The organism is Novosphingobium ginsenosidimutans (assembly GCF_007954425.1).
In the GTDB taxonomy this organism is placed as follows: Bacteria; Pseudomonadota; Alphaproteobacteria; order Sphingomonadales; family Sphingomonadaceae; genus Novosphingobium; species Novosphingobium ginsenosidimutans.
The window spans coordinates 891,764-908,589 of the sequence record NZ_CP042345.1 but is presented as its reverse complement, the minus strand read 5'-3'; the positions used below and the strand labels follow the sequence as shown (position 1 = coordinate 908,589).

The 16,826-nt window shown below is 66.8% G+C and carries 14 protein-coding genes; 4 read left to right on the top strand and 10 right to left on the bottom strand.

The annotated features are described in order from the left end of the window. Positions 1–5: 5 nt before the first annotated feature. The 4 genes from metH to FRF71_RS04550 are packed head-to-tail and all read right to left on the bottom strand — an operon-like array spanning position 6 to position 5,572. Positions 6–2,630, bottom strand: coding sequence for a methionine synthase (gene metH / locus FRF71_RS04565; RefSeq protein ID WP_147089444.1), 2,625 nt, complete (start codon positions 2,628–2,630; stop codon positions 6–8). A gap of 4 nt (positions 2,631–2,634) precedes the next feature. After that, complete coding sequence (locus tag FRF71_RS04560) at positions 2,635–3,678, bottom strand: homocysteine S-methyltransferase family protein (RefSeq protein ID WP_147089443.1); 1,044 nt, start codon at positions 3,676–3,678, stop codon at positions 2,635–2,637. Next, positions 3,675–4,589, bottom strand: a complete 915-nt coding sequence (gene metF, locus FRF71_RS04555) for a methylenetetrahydrofolate reductase (protein WP_147089442.1) — start codon at positions 4,587–4,589, stop codon at positions 3,675–3,677. Before metF ends, FRF71_RS04560 begins: the two co-directional genes overlap by 4 nt. Further along, a complete protein-coding gene (locus FRF71_RS04550; RefSeq protein ID WP_147089441.1) occupies positions 4,586–5,572 on the bottom strand; it encodes an ArsR/SmtB family transcription factor in 987 nt (328 codons plus the stop codon). Before FRF71_RS04550 ends, metF begins: the two co-directional genes overlap by 4 nt. Positions 5,573–5,729: 157 nt before the next feature. Here FRF71_RS04550 and FRF71_RS04545 point away from each other — a divergent pair, with 157 nt between their 5' ends. Continuing rightward, the gene (locus FRF71_RS04545; protein WP_192900032.1) at positions 5,730–6,023 is read left to right on the top strand and encodes a hypothetical protein; all 294 of its coding nucleotides are present in this window, start codon (positions 5,730–5,732) and stop codon (positions 6,021–6,023) included. A gap of 21 nt (positions 6,024–6,044) precedes the next feature. Beyond that, positions 6,045–6,230 carry a hypothetical protein gene (locus FRF71_RS04540; protein ID WP_147089440.1) on the top strand — a complete coding sequence of 62 codons (186 nt, stop codon included), beginning with the start codon at positions 6,045–6,047 and terminating at the stop codon, positions 6,228–6,230. On the opposite strand, the gene arfB is transcribed toward FRF71_RS04540, so the two are convergent. Genes arfB through pabB form a run of 4 tightly spaced genes read right to left on the bottom strand, consistent with a single transcriptional unit; the run spans position 6,231 to position 10,270 of the window. Next, positions 6,231–6,638, bottom strand: coding sequence for an alternative ribosome rescue aminoacyl-tRNA hydrolase ArfB (gene arfB, locus FRF71_RS04535; RefSeq protein ID WP_147089439.1), 408 nt, complete (start codon positions 6,636–6,638; stop codon positions 6,231–6,233). Beyond that, entirely contained in the window at positions 6,631–7,293 is a 663-nt protein-coding gene (locus tag FRF71_RS04530) for an RluA family pseudouridine synthase (protein WP_147089438.1), read from the bottom strand. Before FRF71_RS04530 ends, arfB begins: the two co-directional genes overlap by 8 nt. Beyond that, positions 7,290–8,405, bottom strand: coding sequence for a pyridoxal phosphate-dependent aminotransferase (locus tag FRF71_RS04525; RefSeq protein WP_147091523.1), 1,116 nt, complete (start codon positions 8,403–8,405; stop codon positions 7,290–7,292). The genes FRF71_RS04530 and FRF71_RS04525 overlap by 4 nt, the downstream gene beginning before the upstream one ends. Before the next feature lie 44 nt (positions 8,406–8,449). Continuing rightward, entirely contained in the window at positions 8,450–10,270 is a 1,821-nt protein-coding gene (gene pabB / locus FRF71_RS04520) for an aminodeoxychorismate synthase component I (RefSeq protein WP_147089437.1), read from the bottom strand. Positions 10,271–10,373: 103 nt separating this feature from the next. On the opposite strand from pabB, the gene FRF71_RS04515 reads away from it, so the two are divergent. Both FRF71_RS04515 and FRF71_RS04510 read left to right on the top strand, forming a co-directional pair. After that, positions 10,374–11,948 (top strand): helicase HerA-like domain-containing protein, encoded by a 1,575-nt coding sequence (locus FRF71_RS04515; protein ID WP_147089436.1) that lies wholly within the window; start codon positions 10,374–10,376, stop codon positions 11,946–11,948. Between the two features lie 100 nt (positions 11,949–12,048). Further along, positions 12,049–14,700 (top strand): M1 family metallopeptidase, encoded by a 2,652-nt coding sequence (locus FRF71_RS04510; RefSeq protein WP_147089435.1) that lies wholly within the window; start codon positions 12,049–12,051, stop codon positions 14,698–14,700. Here FRF71_RS04510 and FRF71_RS04505 read toward each other — a convergent pair. Both FRF71_RS04505 and FRF71_RS04500 read right to left on the bottom strand, forming a co-directional pair. After that, on the bottom strand, positions 14,693–16,093 hold the full coding sequence (locus FRF71_RS04505) for an ATP-binding protein (protein WP_147089434.1): 1,401 nt from the start codon (positions 16,091–16,093) through the stop codon (positions 14,693–14,695). The genes FRF71_RS04510 and FRF71_RS04505 overlap by 8 nt on opposite strands. After that, positions 16,093–16,824, bottom strand: a complete 732-nt coding sequence (locus FRF71_RS04500; protein WP_147089433.1) for a response regulator — start codon at positions 16,822–16,824, stop codon at positions 16,093–16,095. Before FRF71_RS04500 ends, FRF71_RS04505 begins: the two co-directional genes overlap by 1 nt. Positions 16,825–16,826: the final 2 nt, after the last annotated feature.

The window sequence follows — 16,826 nt, the reverse complement described above, 5'->3', positions numbered from 1 at the left end:
GAGGGTCAGTCCAGGTTTGGCCGCAGCCAACGTTCGGCCGTGGCGATGTCCGCGCCGCGCCGGGCGGCATAGTCTTCCACCTGGTCGCGCCCGATCCGGGCGACGCCGAAATATTCGGCCTGCGGGTGGCCGAAATAGAAGCCGGAAACCGCTGCGGTCGGCAGCATGGCGTAGCTTTCGGTCAGGGTGATCCCGGTCTTGGCGGTCGCATCGAGCAGTTCGAACAGGATCGGCTTGAGGCTGTGGTCCGGGCAGGCGGGATAGCCGGGGGCCGGGCGGATGCCGCGGTATTCCTCGCGGATCAGCGCTTCGTTGGTCAGCTGTTCGCCCGGTGCATAGCCCCACAGCGTGGTGCGGACGTGCTGGTGCAGCCGCTCGGCAAAGGCTTCGGCAAAGCGGTCGGCCAGGGCCTTTAACAGGATGTCCGAATAGTCGTCATGGCCCGCGCGGAAGCGTTCGAGATGCGGCTCGATCCCGTGAATGCCCACGGCAAAGCCGCCGATCCAGTCGCCATCGGGATCGATGAAATCGGCCAGGCAATAGTTCGCGCGGTCGCGGCTCTTGCGGATCTGCTGGCGCAGGAATGGCAGGCGGACGTGGCGTTCTTCCTCGGTCAGGTAGAGCTCGACATCGTCGCCATCGCGCGCGCAAGGCCAGAAGCCGCAGACGCCCTTGGCAGTCAGCCACTTCTCGCTGACGATCTTCTCCAGCATGGCCACGGCATCGTTGTAGAGTGACGTCGCGCTCTCGCCGACCACTTCGTCATCGAGGATCGCCGGGAAGTTTCCGGCCAGTTCCCAGGCGCGGAAGAACGGGGTCCAGTCAAAACAGGTGACCAGGTCGGCCAGGTCCCAATCCTCGAACACGTGCACGCCGGGCTGTTCCGGCGGCATCGGCTTGTCGGAGAAATCGGGCTTGAAGCTGTTGGCGCGGGCGTCCTCGAGGCTGAGGAGCACGGTCGCTTCCTTGCCGGCGCGAACATCGCGCATGTGCTGGTAATCGGCGGCGGTGCTCTCAACGAACGGATCCCGCTGGGTGTCAGACAGCAGCTGGCTGGCCACCCCCACGGCGCGGCTGGCATCGAGCACGTGGATCACCGGGCCGGTATAGGCCGGGTCGATCTTCAGTGCAGTGTGGAGCCGGCTGGTGGTCGCGCCGCCGATCAGCAGCGGGATGGTCAGCCCGGCGCGCTCCATCTCCTCGGCCACGGTCACCATCTCGTCGAGGCTGGGGGTGATCAGGCCGGAGAGGCCGATCATGTCGGCCTTTTCGGTGATCGCGGTTTCGATGATCTTCGACCAGGGCACCATTACGCCCAGGTCGATCACTTCGTAGCCGTTGCACTGCAGGACCACGCCGACGATGTTCTTGCCGATGTCGTGAACGTCGCCCTTCACGGTCGCCATCACGATCCGGCCCTTGGACTGGGATTCGGTGCCCAGCAGGGCCTTTTCCGCCTCGATGAACGGGATCAGGTGGGCGACGGCCTTTTTCATCACGCGGGCGGACTTGACCACCTGCGGCAGGAACATCTTGCCCGATCCAAACAGGTCGCCAACCGTGTTCATCCCGTCCATCAGCGGACCCTCGATCACCTGGATCGGGCGGCCGCCCTCGGCAAAGATCGCGGCGCGGGCTTCTTCGGTGTCATCGACGATATAGGCGTCGATGCCCTTGACCAGGGCATGCTCGATCCGGCGGGTCACGTCCCAGCCGCGCCATTCCTCGGCTTCCTTCTCGGCCTTGGCGTCAGTGCCCTTGAAGCTTTCAGCGAGGGTAATCAGCCGCTCGGTGGCGGCCGGATCGCGGTTGAGGATCACATCATCGCAGGCCTGCCGCAGCGCCGGGTCGATCGTGTCATAGACGTCAAGCTGGCCGGCATTGACGATCGCCATGTCGAGACCCGCGGGGATCGCGTGGTAGAGGAAGATCGAATGCATCGCGCGGCGGACCGGCTCGTTGCCGCGGAACGAGAACGAGAGATTGGAGAGGCCGCCGCTGAAGTGCACGTGCGGGCAGCGGGCGCGGATCTCGCGCACGGCCTCGATGAAATCGACGCCGTAATTGTTGTGCTCCTCGATCCCCGTCGCCACGGCGAAGATGTTGGGATCGAAGATGATGTCTTCGGGCGGGAAGCCGATCCCGGTCAGCAGCTTGTAGGCGCGTTCGCAGATCTCGACCTTGCGGTCCTTGCTGTCGGCCTGGCCCTGCTCGTCGAAAGCCATGACGACCACGGCCGCGCCATAGTCCATGCATTTGCGGGCCTGGGCCAGGAACGGCTCTTCGCCTTCCTTCATCGAGATCGAATTGACGATCGGCTTGCCCGAAACGCACTTGAGGCCGGCCTCGATCACTTCCCACTTGGAACTGTCGATCATCACCGGCACGCGGGCGATGTCGGGTTCAGCAGCGATCAGCTTCAAGAAGGTGGTCATGGCGTGGACCGCATCGAGCAGCCCCTCGTCCATGTTGACGTCGATCACCTGGGCGCCGTTCTCAACCTGCTGGCGCGCGACTTCGACCGCCCTGGCATAGTCACCTGCCAGGATCAGCTTCTTGAACGCGGCCGAACCGGTGACATTGGTGCGCTCGCCAACATTGACGAAGCGGGCGGAGGACTGGGCGTTCATGGGATCAGGCTGCCATCACAAAGGGTTCAAGGCCGGCAAGGCGGGTGGCGGCGTCCAGCTGCGGGATCTTGCGCGAAGGCAGGCCCTTGGCCGCCTTGGCAATCGCTGCGATATGCGCCGGGGTGGAGCCGCAGCAGCCGCCCAGCACGTTGACCTGGCCAGCCTCGGCCCATTCGCGGACCAGTGCGGCGGTCTCTTCGGGCAGCTCGTCGTACTGGCCCAGCTCGTTGGGCAGGCCGGCGTTGGGATAGACCATGATCGCGGCATCGGCGATCGCGCTAAGCGAGCGGACGTGCGGGCGCAGCTGGGTGGCGCCGAACGAGCAGTTGAGCCCGATCGTCAGGGGCTTGGCATGGCGCACGGCATACCAGAACGCCTCGACCGTGTGGCCCGAGAGGTTGCGGCCCGAAAGGTCGGTCAGCGTCATGGAAAGCATGATCGGCACTTCGCGGCCCAGCTCGCGCTCAACCTCGCGCACCGCCATGATCCCGGCCTTGGCGTTGAGGGTATCGAACACCGTCTCGATCAGGATGAAGTCCGCTCCGCCTTCAACCAGCGCGGCGGCCTGTTCGCGGTAGACGTCGACCAGCTCGTCCCAGTCGATCTCGCGATAGCCCGGATCGTTGACATCGGGTGAGAGCGACAGGGTCTTGTTGGTCGGGCCAATCGCCCCAGCAACAAAGCGCGGACGGCCATCGGCGGCGAATTCGTCGGCGACCCGGCGCGCCAGGCGGGCGCTCTCAACGTTGATCTCGCGCACCAGTGCTTCCGCGCCATAGTCGGCCTGGCTGATCCGGTTGGCGGAGAAGGTGTTGGTCTCGGCAATGTCGGCCCCGGCTTCAAAATAGGCGCGGTGGATCGCCTCGGGCACGTCGGGCCGGGTGATCGCCAGGATATCGTTGTTGCCCTTCTGGTCCTTCGACAAGCCGAGTGAGCCGGCATAGTCGGCCTCGGTCAGCTTGCGCTGCTGGATCTCGGTGCCGAAGGCCCCATCAATGATCAGGATGCGCTTGGCGGCTTCGGCCAGGAATTGTTCGCGCGGGGTCATGCTGCATGCTCCGGACGCAGGCCGAGCAGGTGGCAGATCGCGTAGGACAGCTCGGCCCGGTTAAGGGTGTAGAAGTGAAAATTGCGCACGCCGCCCGCATAGAGCCGGCGGCAGAATTCGGCCGCGACCGTGGCGGCGACGAGCTGGCGCGCGGCGGGCTTTTCATCCAGCCCTTCGAACAGGTGGCCCAGCCAGTCCGGCACGGCGGTACCGGTCATCCCGCTCATCCGCTGGATCGCGGCAAAGTTCGATACCGGCATGATCCCCGGCACGATCTCGGCCTCGATCCCGGCGGCCAGGCAGGCATCCTGGAAGCGGAAGAAGGTGTCGGGTTCGAAGAAGAACTGCGTGATCGCGCGGCTGGCCCCGGCATCGAGCTTGCGCTTGAGGTTGTCGAGATCGGCTGCCGGGCTGGCCGCATCGGGATGTGTTTCGGGATAGGCGCTGACTGACAGCTCGAACGGGTGCATCTCGCGCAGGCCTGCCACCAGTTCGACCGCATTGGCATAGCCTTGCGGGTGCGGGGTAAACTTGGCGTCACCCCCCGGCGGATCGCCGCGCAGCGCGACGATGTGGCGTACCCCGGCCTGCCAATAGGCATCGGCCACTTCAGCAATCTCGTCCTTGGTCGCCTCGACGCAGGTCAGGTGCGCGGCGGCCGGAATGCCGGTTTCACGCACGATCCGGGCAACGGTGTTGTGGGTGCGCTCGCGCGTGGTGCCACCGGCGCCATAGGTGACCGAGACGAAGCGGGGGCTGAGCGGGGCGAGCGTCAGCACCGAATCCCACAGCGTCTCTTCCATCTTTTCGGTCTTGGGCGGGAAGAATTCGAAGGAAACGCCGATATCACCGGGCAGGCCGGCGAATAGCGGCGAAGCGTGGGCGCGGCGGGTTTCGCTAGCCTGGTTCATGATGCGGTAGCCTTGGTTGGTTTGGCGGCAGACGCCGGCACACGGCGCGCGGTCCAGATCTTCACGGTGAGCGGCTGGCCGGGCAGGGCAACCGGTGGCGCCGGGGTGAACCCGGCGTCGCTCAAGAGACCGAGCATCTGCTCGTCGGTGAAGCCGAGGCGGGCGTGGGCATGGAGGCTGCGCAGCTCTTCACGGTCATGCGCGGCGAAATCGACGATCGCCAGCACACCGTTCGGGCGTGTGACGCGGGCCGCTTCGGCGAGCACCAGTTCGGGCGCCTGGGCATAGTGCAGCACCTGGTGGAACAGCACGGTGTCAAAGCTGCGATCGGGGAAAGGTAGCTTGGCGAAATCGCCCTGGACCAGGTCAAAGGCACCGGCCGGCAAGTGCTGGAGCCGGGCGCGGGCGATACGGAGCATTTCGGGGCTGTTGTCGAGCCCCGTGACGTGCGCGGCGCGCGGCGCGAACAGTTCGGCCATCCGGCCCGTGCCGGTGCCGATATCGAGCAGGCTGCCAAGCGAGCCATGACCCAGCGCCGCACCCAACGCGGCTTCAACCGGCCCATCGGGGCTGTGCAGGCTACGCAGCGTGTCCCATTCGGCGGCGTGGCGGGCAAAGTAGCTGGCGGCGCTGGTCTCGCGCGCGGCGCGGATCGCGGCCAGGTGGCGGCGGTCCTCCTCGCAGCGGGCAGCGAAGCCGGCATCGCCTTCTTCAGCCACGGCGAGCAGCCGGGCAGCGGCAGCGCCTAGCGGCGGGGCGCGATCTTCGCCAATCGCGCTGCGCAGGAACACCCAGGCGCCTTCCTTGCGGCGTTCGGCCAGGCCCGCATCGCAGAGGATCCGTACGTGGCGCGAAACGCGTGGCTGGCTTTGGCCGAGCACTTGTGCCAGTTCGCCCACGGCCAGTTCCATAGCGCTGAGCAGCCGCATGATCCGCAGCCGCGTTGGGTCCGCCAGAGCGCGCAGGGTGGGGTCGATCTTCATCTTGCCGCATCATATAAAGAAATCTTTATATGTTATCAACCGCGCATTCGCGCTGGGGCGACGAAACCTTCTTGCGGTTGGCAGCAGGCTGGTGAATGCTTACAATCATACCGGGTTCGTTGGGCTTTGCCCCCAGGCTGCAGCAGAGAGATTGTCCATGAAGAAGATCGCTTTCGCCACCCTCCTTTCCGCCAGCTTCGCGCTTGCCGCCTGCGGCAGCAGTGATAGCGCCAATGAGGCGGCTTCACCTGACAATGTCGAAATGCCGGCCGAGGAAGCCGTCGGCGGCGTCGATGCGGCGGCGACTCCGGCGGTTGATGCCGCTGCCACCGAAACCGGCACCGCGACCGACGCGGCGAGCGATGCGGCCAGCGCGGGCGCCACGCCGCCTGCCGTCCCGGCCACGGGTGTTCCCGCTGGTGACGGTCCGCCGCCGCCTGCCAAGAAGTAAGCTTTGCGCCAGTCCGCGCTCTTGACTGCGCTGGCCGCAGTCGCCCTGACCGGCTGCGGCAAGGCCGACAATGACGCTGGCCCCGGCGGGGTCAGCGTGGGCGAGGCCAAGGCGCTGGACGAGGCGGCGCAGATGCTGGATGCCCAGCGCCTGCCCGCCGAAGCCACAGCTGCGCCGGTGGCAACGCCGGCGCCGCCCAAAAAGTAATCAGTCGAACGAGACCTTGCCGCGCCCGACCTTGACTGCGCCGCGCCGCTTCTTGCTGGCCAGGCGCTCGGTCTTGCCGACCCGGTTGAGCCGGCTCTTGGCGCGCTTTTCGGGCAGCTTTTGCGCTTCATCCAGCAATTCAGCCAGCCGCTTGCGCGCGTCGGTGCGGTTGGCTTCCTGGGTGCGAAAGCGCCGCGCTGTCAGCACCAGTTCACCCTTGGCGGTCATCCGCGATCCGGCGAGCTGCTTGAAGCGGTGGAACACCTCGGGCTCGAGCCGCAGGGCATAAACATCGAGCCGCAGCTGCACCGCAGTTGCCACCTTGTTGACATTCTGCCCGCCTGGCCCGGCGGCGGCGATGAAGCTCTCGCTGACCAGCGCCAGGGCCCGGTCGAGCAGGTCAGCCATGGCCGAAGCCAAGCGCGGCGAAATCGGCCGGCAGCGGGGCCCTGGCATGAACCGGAGCCTTGCCTTCGCGCGGCACGGTCAGCTCTGCGGCATGAAGCATGGTCCGCTGCGCACCGGGCACCGGGCCGGCACCATAGACCGGATCGCCCAGCAGCGCGGCGCCCAGGCCGGCCAGAGCATGGACGCGGATCTGATGGGTGCGGCCGGTCTCGGGCCGGAACTCGACCAGGGTCAGGCCGTCCCGCTCCGCCAGCTTGCGCCAGTGGGTGATCGATTGTTTGCCCTTCTTGGCCGGAATCATCCGCCAGCCCTTTTCGGCGCTGCTGATCTTGGTCAGCGCCAGCTCGATCGTGCCCGCTTCGCCTTCGACCGGTCCGGCGACCACGCCAAGGTACACCTTCTCCACCTGCCGCGCCTCGAAAGCGGCGTTGAAGCGCTTCAGCGCCTTGGGATTGCGCGCCAGCAGCAGGCAGCCCGAAGTGTCGGTATCGATCCGGTGGACCGGCACCGGCGACCGGGCAAAGCCGAGCCGAAATTCGGCCGCGCGATCCTCAAGACAAGGGCCGCCGGCGCGCGGGCGTTCGATCGGCAGGCCGGCCGGCTTGTCGATCACCAGGGCTTCGCCGTCCTCGAACAAGACCGGGATGGAGTTCATGTCAGCGCCTTTGCAATGCGCCGCAGCGCTTCCGTCAATCGATCCTCGTCAGTCGCGAAGCTGATCCGGAAGCCGAAGTCTCCCCCAAAGGCCGAAGCGGCGACTACCGCCACACCGTGCTCGAGCAGGTGGAGGCAGAGTGCTTGGTCGTCAGCAAAGCGCCCCTGCAAGGGCGCGGCATCGACCATGCAATAGAAAGCCCCCTCCGGCACCGGGGTCGAGAGGCCCGGTACGGCATTCAGCGCGGCAACGCAAAGGTCGCGGCGCGCGCGAAAGCGTTCGCGCCAGTCGGCCAGAAAGTCCTGCGGTCCCTCGAAGGCAGCAACGGCTGCCGCTTGGCTGAGCGAGGCCGGATTGCCCGAGGAGTGCGATTGCAGCCGCGCCATCGCCTCGATCAGCCAGGCCGGGCCAGTGGCGACACCGATGCGCAGGCCGGTCATGGCATGGCTCTTGGAAACGCCCGAGACGGTCAAGACCCGTTCGGCCAGGTGCGCGCAGACCACGGCGAGGGTGGCGTGGGTGCCAGAGCCATAGCGCAGCGGGGCGTAGATATCGTCGCTCATCACCAACACCTGGGGATGGCGGTCGAGGACCGCGCCGATCTTCGCTAACTCATCGGCTGAATAGACAGCGCCGGTCGGGTTGCCCGGGCTGTTGAGCAGCAGCCACCGGGTCTGCGGCGTGATCGCAGCTTCGAGCTGCTCGGCGATGATACGGAAGCCGCCGGCCGCTGTGGTTTTGAGCGCCACCACCTCGGCCCCGGCAAAACGGGCGATTTCGGGATAGCTGACCCACCACGGTGCGGGGATCAGCACTTCGTCGCCGGGATTGAGCGTTGCCAGCAGTGCGTGAAAGATCGCCTGCTTGCCTCCGGCGCTGATGATTACCTGCTCGGGCGTGGTCGCCAGTCCCAGATCGCGCTGGAAATGCAGCGCAGCAGCTTGACGCAGGCGGGCGGTGCCGGCGACTGGCGTATACTTCGTGTCGCCCGCATCGAGCGCGGCGCGCACCGCATCGGCGACGTGGGCCGGCATCGCAAAGTCCGGCTCACCGACCGAAAGCGAGATGATGTCGCGGCCTTCGGCGCGCAGCGCGGCCGCGCGGTCGGTCATCGCTGTGGTCTGGGACGCAGCGATCCGGGCGAGCGCGTCGGAGATCACGGCAAGAGCCGCGCTGGCATCAGCCCGCGCACGGCATTGCCGATCAGGAAACCATCCAGAAGGTCATCGAGCGTCAGCTCAGCCTCAACCGCGCGGCCCGCCTCGATCAGCGAGCGGCGCAGCACGCCGGGCAGCAGGCCGAGGTGCGCGGGCGGGGTCAGCAACCGGCCATCGCGCTCGACAAACAGATTGGTGATGCAGCCTTCAGTCACCAGCCCATCGTCGCGCAGCAACAGGGCTTCGTCCGCCCCCGCATTGCGGGCCGCGCGCAGGCCCGCATCGTAGAATTCGCGGTCACTGGTCTTGTGGCGCAGGCGCCAGTCGCCGGTATCGACCGGCAGGCGCAGCACCGCTACCCGCGCCGGTTCGGAAAAGTCTTCAGGCATGGCGCCGATTTCCAGCGCATAGGCCCCGCTGCGTGCTGCCACCAATCGGACCCGCGCCGGCGCGTCGGCTTCGAAGCACAGCGCCTGGATCGCGTTGCGCACGGCATGGCGATCGAAGGCAAAACCCAGTTCGGCCGCGCTGGCCTTGATCCGTTCGAGGTGGAGTTCAAGCAGCGGTATGCCGCCCTCGGGCGAAAAGGCCATGGTCTCGATCAGGTCAAATCCGGCGGCCCCTGAACCCGAAGCGGAACTGCGCACGAAACCTCCCTTGACCAGGCTCTCGCGCCATTCGGGCAGAGCCTCGGAATCAGCGACGATTGCCGATCCCACCCCTAGCACGGCCGTTCCCTGGTTGTTCTCCACCGGAGTCAGCCGCAGGGTGCGGATTGCCACATTGAACGCCGCATCGGAAGTCCCATCGGCCTTCGGCGCGTCGATCCGGCCAATCGCTCCGCAATAGGGCCCGCGTGGATCGCGTTCGGCCGCGTTGATCAGTTCCATCGCCCGGATCTTGGGCGCGCCGGTGATCGAGCCGCAGGGGAACAGCGCAGCGATCATATCGGCGGCGCCCTTGCCGGGTTGCAGCCGCGCGCGGACCGTGGTGACCATCTGGTGGACGGTCGGGTAGCTTTCGACTGCGAAGGGCCGGTCGACCCGCACGCTGCCTGCCTCGGCCACGCGGCTAAGGTCATTGCGCAGCAGATCGACAATCATCAGGTTTTCGGCCCGGTCCTTGATCGAACTGGAAAGTTCTGCCGCCAGCGCTTCATCCTGCGCCGCATCGCGCCCGCGGGGACGCGTGCCCTTCATTGGCTTGACCGTGGCCGCGCCGTCCTTTTCGGCAAAGAACAGCTCGGGCGAGAAGCTCAGCAGCCAGTGCGAGCCATCGTAGACCACCCCGCCATAACCAGCTCCCGCCGCCGGGCGCAGCGCGGCATAGATCGCCAGCGGCTCGCCGCGCCACGTGCCCGCCAGCGGGAAAGTCAGGTTGGCCTGATAGATATCGCCCGCGGCGATTCCATCCTGCAGCTCCGCGAAGACCCGGCTGTAGGCCCCCGCCGATAGCGCTGGATCAAGCGGCCCAATGCGGGCCGGGCCCATGCCGCCGCGGTCGGCAAGCCAGGCCGCAACGTCACTTGCGGCGATTTCGGTGTAGCCCGCAAAAGCGCCGAACCACACCAAGGGGCCGTTCGCCCCTGTTCGTCCCGCCGCCAGGGGGGCCAGCCGCTCTTCCAATGCGAGACCCGCCTCGTAGGCCATGTAGCCGGCCAGGTGGTGGCCGGCAGCGCGCAGCGCTTCGATCCGCGTGAGCGCTGGGGCAACGTCTTCCACCCGGCGCGCCACGACCAGCTCAACCGGATCGCAGTACAGCCGCGCCGGGCTGGCCCCTTTGGGCCGGGCATCGTCAAGCAGGATAAAGAGGCCGTTCATGCGCTGGCGCTTCTAGCGAGGACTGCACGCCCATGCAAAAACGCTATCGCCGCAGGGCAATTCGGGCACTATCTGAATCGAGTCACATTTTCAGGAGCCTGACATGAGCGAGATCTTCCTCGGCCTTGGTAGCAACGGTGAGCGCCAGGTGCTGCGGCTGGGCCGCGCCAACCGCCACGGACTGATCGCCGGGGCGACCGGCACCGGCAAGACCGTCACGCTCCAGACCATTGCCGAGCAGTTCTCCGCCGCCGGGGTGCCGGTGTTCATGGCCGACGTGAAGGGCGATCTGGCGGGCATCTCGATGGCCGGCAGCCACGATTTCAAGCACGCCGACAAGCTGGAAAGTCGCGCTGCCGAGCTGGGCATCACCGACTATGCCTACAAGGACAATCCGGCGGTGTTCTGGGACCTTTATGGCGAACAGGGCCACCCGATCCGCACCACGATTTCCGAAATGGGCCCGCTGCTGCTGAGCCGGCTGATGGGTCTGAACGAAACGCAGGAAGGGGTGCTGACCGTTGCCTTCAAGTGGGCCGATGACAACGGCCTGCTGCTGCTCGACATGGATGACCTGCAGCAAACCCTGATTGCCTGCGCTGAAAATGCCAGCGAGTTGGCGACGACCTATGGCAACATTTCCAGGGCTTCGGTTGGTACGATCCAGCGCCAGCTGCTGGCCTTCGAAAGCCAGGGCGCCGACAAGTTCTTTGGCGAGCCGGCCTTCGAGATCAACGATTTCATCCGCGTCGATGAAAGCGGCAAGGGCGTGATCAACGTCCTCGCCGCCGACAAGCTGATGCAGAGCCCCAAGCTCTATGCCACCTTCCTGCTCTACCTGCTGTCCGAGCTGTTCGAAGCCCTGCCCGAAGTGGGCGATCCCGAAAAGCCGACCTTGGTGTTTTTCTTCGACGAAGCCCACCTGCTGTTCGAGGACGCGCCGCAGGCCCTGTTCGACAAGGTCGAGCAGGTCGTGCGCCTGATCCGCTCAAAGGGCGTGGGGGTCTATTTCATCACCCAGAACCCGATCGACATTCCGGAAAAGATCGCCGGTCAGCTCGGCAACCGCGTGCAGCACGCGCTGCGCGCCTTCACTCCGCGCGACCAGAAGGCGATCCGGGCCGCAGCCGAGACTTTCCGGATCAATCCGGACCTCGACGTCGAAACCGCGATCACCGAATTGAAGGTGGGTGAAGCGCTGGTTTCGACGCTCGATGACGATGGCGCGCCGACGATTGTCCAGCGTACGCTGATCGCTCCGCCGCGCTCGCGCCTCGGGCCGGTCACACCCAAGGAGCGGGCGATCATCCAGTCGATCAGCCCGTTCGACGGCAAGTACGACAACCTGGTCGATCGCGAGAGCGCCGAGGAAGTGCTGCTGCAGAAGGCGGCCGACGCCGCCCAGGCGGCCCAGGTGGTTGAAGAGCAGGGGGAGGAAGCCCAGCGGGCCCAGCCGCGCAAGACCACCTCAATGTGGGAAAAGGCCGGCAAGGCCGCCTTTGGCGCGGCCGCCGCTTCGGCCGGAACGATGGTGGCGCGGCAAATGACCGGGCGCAAGTCCGCCGGCTCGCCGGTCGCTTCGGCGGCCTCGGCTGCGGCGGGCGCCATCGGCACGGCGCTGGGCGGGGCCATGCTTGGCCGCTTTGCGCGTGGATTGCTTGGCGGCTTGCTACGCTAGCTCTCCGTCGATTGGCGTACCCCACCGGTCGAACACCGCGCCCCTTCCGTGCGCAGGTCGCGCAGGCGCGGCGCTTGAATTCATTCGGATGGGGTTCCTGATGTACTGGAAAGTTACCGCTGCGGCCGTTCTGGCCCTTGCTGTGCACGCGCCTGCCTGGGCAGAAACTGTTGCACCGGCCACTGCTGCGCCGACAGTCCCGGCTGGCAAGCTGACCGGGCAGGTCCAGCCGCAGGCCTATCGGCTCGACCTGACGATCGATCCACGCCAGGAGCGCTTCTCCGGCAAGACCGAGATCGACGCCGTGCTCAAGGATGCCAGCCGGACGATTGACCTGCATTGGCGTGACCTGAACCTGCAATCGGTGGAGGTCTTGGCTGGCGGCCAGGTGCTGAAGCCCGCCGCCCAGCAGGTCGATCCGACCGGCGTCGGGCGGCTGACCTTTGCGGAAGCCGTCCCGTCCGGTCCAATCACGCTTCGCTTTGCTTATGATGCCCCGTTCCAGACAGCGCCGTCCGGCCTGTTCCGGGTCAAGGTGGCAGACGAATGGTATGCCTGGACCCAGCTGCAATCGATCGACGGGCGCGGCGTTTTTCCCAGCTTTGACGAGCCCGGCTTCAAGACGCCCTTCACAGTCACGCTGCGTACCCCGCCGGGGCAGACCGCAGTCAGCAATGCTCCGCAGACCGGGGTCACGCGCGAAGGCGGGCTGGACGTCCACACCTTTGCCCCGACCCTGCCGCTGCCGACCTATCTGGTTGCGGCGATGGTCGGACCCTTTGCCGTGGTCGAAGGCACAGTCCCGCCCAGCCCGCAGCGCGCCAAGCCGCTGCCGCTGCGGATCATTTCGCCCAAGCCCAACGCTGACCGGCTGAGCTTTGCGCTGGAGGGATCGAAAGAAATCGTCCGTCTGCTCGAAGCCTATTTCAACGACGCTTTCCCCTATCCGAAGCTCGATCAGATCACCTCGCCGATCATGCCAGGGGCGATGGAGAATGCCGGGGCGGACCTCTACAACGATGCGATCATCGTGATGGATGAGAAGACCACCACCAGCCAGAAGCGCACCTTCGGCATGGTCGTGGCGCACGAGCTAGCGCATCAGTGGTTTGGCGATCTCGTCACCCCGGCCTGGTGGGACGATATCTGGCTCAATGAAAGCTTCGCCAACTGGATGGGTTTCCGCATCGGCGATGAATGGCGCCCGGCGCTCAACATCCGGGCCGGGGCGGTGCAGGAAGGGTTCCAGGCGATGCGCACCGATGCGCTGGTCGCCGGCCGGCCGATCCGCCAGCCAATCGAAACCAATGCCCAGATCGACGAGGCGTTCGATTCGATCACCTATGGCAAGGGCGGCCACGTGGTGGCGATGATCGCCGGCTACATGGGCGATGACAAGTTCCGCGAAGGCGTGCGCCGCTACATGGCGGCCCACCGCTATGGCAACGCCACCAGCACCGATTTCTTCAAGGCCATGGCCGAGGCCTCGGGCGATGCCCGGATCGTGCCGGCGATGCAAAGCTTCACCGATCAGCAGGGCGTGCCGCTGCTGACCTTTGCCCGGGCCGGAAAGAGCTGGCAGGTCAGCCAGAGCCGCTATGCCCGGCTCGGCGCGACGCCGCCCGAAACGCGCTGGGGCATTCCGCTGTGCCTGCGCACCACTGGCGCCGCGCCGCAGTGCCAGCTCATGACCGAAGCCAAGGCGACGATCAGCTACTCCGGCAAGGGTGCGCTCGTGCCCAATGCCGGCGGCACCGGCTATTACCGGTTCGAACTGCCTGCCGCTGAATGGGACAAGCTGATCGCCGTGGCGGATCGCCTGCCGGGCGGTGAAGCTCAGGCCCTGGCGGATTCGCTTGACGCCAGCTTCAAGGCTGGCCGGGCCACCCCGGCACAACTGATCAGCGCCGCGCGCAGGCTGGCTCTGCAAGCTGACAGCTATGCCAATGGCACCGGGATCGCCGCACTGGCGAGCTATGCCGAAGCGGGTTTCCTGGATGATGCCGGCAAGGCCGGGTTCCAGCGGCTGGTCAACGCGGTCTATGCCCCGCGGCTCAAGCAGCTGGGCTTTGATCCACGCGCTGGGGCCTATGCGGGCCATCCCCCAGAGGAGACCCAGCGGCGCCAGCAGGCGGTGGGCTACCTCGCCCGCAAGGGCGGCGATGCCGCGCTGCGGGCGCAGCTCCTGGCCGCGACGCGCGCCTATCTGGCGGGTGATAGACAGGCGCTGGACGGAGCCTGGTTCGGGCCGGGCCTGGCTGTCGTGGTCGAAGAGGGCGGCCTTGCCGCAGCCAAGGATTTGGCTGATCGGGCGCTTGGCTCAACCGATCCGGTGTTCCGGCCGGTCGCGCTGGGCGCGGTTGGCGGATCGGGGCAGGCCGAGATCGGGCGCTGGATCCTCGATCAGTTCCAGGATAGCCGCCTGCGCACCAGCGAGCGGCAGGGGCTGATCCGCGGCGTGGTGGAAAGTGCCGGGACTCGCGATCTGGGCTGGGATTGGCTCAAAGCCAATTACGATCGTCTGGCCAACAGCGGCGGCGGCATTTTCTTTGCCTCGCGCCTGCCGGAGTCAGTCGCCGGCAATTGTTCGGTGGCGCGTGCCGAAGAGATCGCCAGCCTGCTGCGGCCGAAGCTGCAGGGCAAGACCGGAGCGCTGGGCCTGGAACGCGCGATCGAGCGGGTCCGCTCATGCGGCATGCTGAAGGACGCGCGGGCAGCCGCGCTTTCGGCCGCGCTGGCCAAGGTCAAGTAAGCGGCAGGGTCAGGCTGGCGGTCAGGCCAGCCACGCTGCCATCGGGCGCGCTACGGTTGGCCAGGGTCAGGTTGCCGCCATGCTGCTCGGCAATCGCGCGGGCGAGCGTGAGGCCCAGGCCAGCCCCGCCCGTGCCGCGATTGCGTGAGGGATCGCCGCGAGTGAAAGGCTCGAGCATTCGCTCGATCTCGCCAGTCGGGATGCCTGGCCCATCATCCTCGACTGCAATCGCCACGCTGGCGGATTGACGGCTCAGGTTGACGCGCGCTGTGCCGCCGCCGTGGCGCAGGGCGTTGCTGACTAAGTTGCGGAGCGCGCGGCGCAGCCAAGTCGGGCGCAGCGACAGGGTGATCCGCTCGGCCCCGGCAAAGCTGGCGGCTTCGCCCATGTCCTCGAACTCCTCGACCACCTGGGCAGTGAGCGCCGTCAGGTCGGTCACCTCCAGCGGATCGCCTGGCCGGCCGACGCGGGCGAGCGAGAGGATATCGTCGAGGCTGCGGGCAATGTCGTCGATCGTTGCCGCCATACGCGCGCGCTGGGTATCATCCTCGACCGTCTCGATCCGGACGCGCAGCGCTGCCAGCGGGGTCTTGAGATCATGGCCGATCGCGCCGAGCATGACGTTCTTCTCGTCGAGCAAGGCGGCGATCCGGGCCTCGAGCGCGTTGTGCGCGGTAATCAGCTGCTGGACATCGGCCGGCCCGACCGGCTGCATCGGATCGCTGGCATCGCGGGTTGCGGCAAAGTGATCGACCCGCCGGGTCAGGGCTTTCAACGGCCGGGTCAGCCGCTGCAGGATCAGCGCGATTGCGCCGACCAGCAGGGCGTAAATCACCAGCGTCTGGATCACCAGGCCAAGCAGCGGGCGAGCCGGGGGCGGCGGCACCAGGACGCGGGCGACCGCCCAAGGGCCGGCTGCCTCGCGGCGCACGGCCGCAACGATAACGGTTTCGGGCAAGCGCCCTTCACCGCCGCGGCGCAGCCGCCGCTCCAACCGGCGCTGGGCCACCGGATCGATGCCGATATCGCGGCGCAGAATCTGCACCGCTTCAAGCGCGATCCCCTGGTTGGCCATCAGCGCGCGCAGATCGTCCTCATGCTCGGACAGGCGCTGGTCGGTGGGCAGGATCGGCGGGGCGGCGCTCTCACGCGTGCCGGGCAGGCCTTGCAGCATCGCCTCGGCCGGCGGGCGGCGGAAGCGGCGCGGAACCGCCTCGTCTTCATCCCGCAGCGCGCCATAGAGGCGGAAGGCAACAGTGTGGATCAGCGCAGCCTCGCGCCGTTCGGTCTGGGCACGGTACAGCAGGACGCCGTTGATTGTCTGGCCCAGCAGCAATGCCACCGCCACGGCCAGCAACAGTTGCCCCTGCAGGCTGCGCGGCCAGAGACGCATCAGGAACGGGCGACCACGCGGTGCACCTCGGCCGCGAGCATATAGCCGCCGCCCCAGACGGTCTGGATCAGCGTGGGGTTGCGGCTGTCTGTTTCAACCTTGCGGCGCAGGCGGCTGACCTGGTTGTCAACCGCGCGGTCAAACAGATGCGCCTCGCGGCCCTGTACCATATCGAGCAGCTGGTCGCGGTTCAGCACCTGGCGGGGATGTTCGAGAAAGGCCAGCAGCAGCCGGAACTCGACCGAAGAGATCGGGACCAGCGCGCCGTCGGGCGCGGTCAACCGGCGCTTGAGCGGATCAAGCAGCCACCCTTCGAATTCGAACAGTTCGTCTTCGGCCGGGGCGGGTCCGCCGCGTGCCGCGCGGCGCAGGACCGAGCGAATCCGGGCGACCAGCTCGCGCGGTTCGAAAGGCTTGACCACATAGTCGTCGGCGCCGATTTCGAGCCCGACAATCCGGTCGGTTGCTTCGCCCTTGGCGGTCAGCAGGATCACCGGGAGCGCCAACGCTTCGCCAATGTGGCGGCAGAGCGACAGGCCATCTTCACCCGGCATCATGATATCGAGCAGGACAAGGTCAGGCAGGCCTTCGCGCAGGCGGCTGCGCGCTTCGGCTGCACTGGCGGCTTCGGTAACGACAAACCCCTGGCGCGAGAGATACTCGGCCAGGGGTTCGCGCAGGGAAGGCTCGTCATCGACGAGCAGCAGACGGGTGGCGGACGCTGAATCCATTC

What these genes read in the sequence shown, in the direction of transcription:
- metH (WP_147089444.1), bottom strand. Translation starts at nt 2,630, where the DNA reads ATGAACGCCCAGTCCTCCGCCCGCTTCGTCAATGTTGGCGAGCGCACC.
- metF (WP_147089442.1), bottom strand. Translation starts at nt 4,589, where the DNA reads ATGAACCAGGCTAGCGAAACCCGCCGCGCCCACGCTTCGCCGCTATTC.
- FRF71_RS04560 (WP_147089443.1), bottom strand. Translation starts at nt 3,678, where the DNA reads ATGACCCCGCGCGAACAATTCCTGGCCGAAGCCGCCAAGCGCATCCTG.
- FRF71_RS04500 (WP_147089433.1), bottom strand. Translation starts at nt 16,824, where the DNA reads ATGGATTCAGCGTCCGCCACCCGTCTGCTGCTCGTCGATGACGAGCCT.
- arfB (WP_147089439.1), bottom strand. Translation starts at nt 6,638, where the DNA reads ATGGCTGACCTGCTCGACCGGGCCCTGGCGCTGGTCAGCGAGAGCTTC.
- FRF71_RS04545 (WP_192900032.1), top strand. Translation starts at nt 5,730, where the DNA reads ATGAAGAAGATCGCTTTCGCCACCCTCCTTTCCGCCAGCTTCGCGCTT.
- FRF71_RS04525 (WP_147091523.1), bottom strand. Translation starts at nt 8,405, where the DNA reads ATGACCGACCGCGCGGCCGCGCTGCGCGCCGAAGGCCGCGACATCATC.
- pabB (WP_147089437.1), bottom strand. Translation starts at nt 10,270, where the DNA reads ATGAACGGCCTCTTTATCCTGCTTGACGATGCCCGGCCCAAAGGGGCC.
- FRF71_RS04530 (WP_147089438.1), bottom strand. Translation starts at nt 7,293, where the DNA reads ATGAACTCCATCCCGGTCTTGTTCGAGGACGGCGAAGCCCTGGTGATC.
- FRF71_RS04550 (WP_147089441.1), bottom strand. Translation starts at nt 5,572, where the DNA reads ATGAAGATCGACCCCACCCTGCGCGCTCTGGCGGACCCAACGCGGCTG.
- FRF71_RS04505 (WP_147089434.1), bottom strand. Translation starts at nt 16,093, where the DNA reads ATGCGTCTCTGGCCGCGCAGCCTGCAGGGGCAACTGTTGCTGGCCGTG.
- FRF71_RS04510 (WP_147089435.1), top strand. Translation starts at nt 12,049, where the DNA reads ATGTACTGGAAAGTTACCGCTGCGGCCGTTCTGGCCCTTGCTGTGCAC.
- FRF71_RS04515 (WP_147089436.1), top strand. Translation starts at nt 10,374, where the DNA reads ATGAGCGAGATCTTCCTCGGCCTTGGTAGCAACGGTGAGCGCCAGGTG.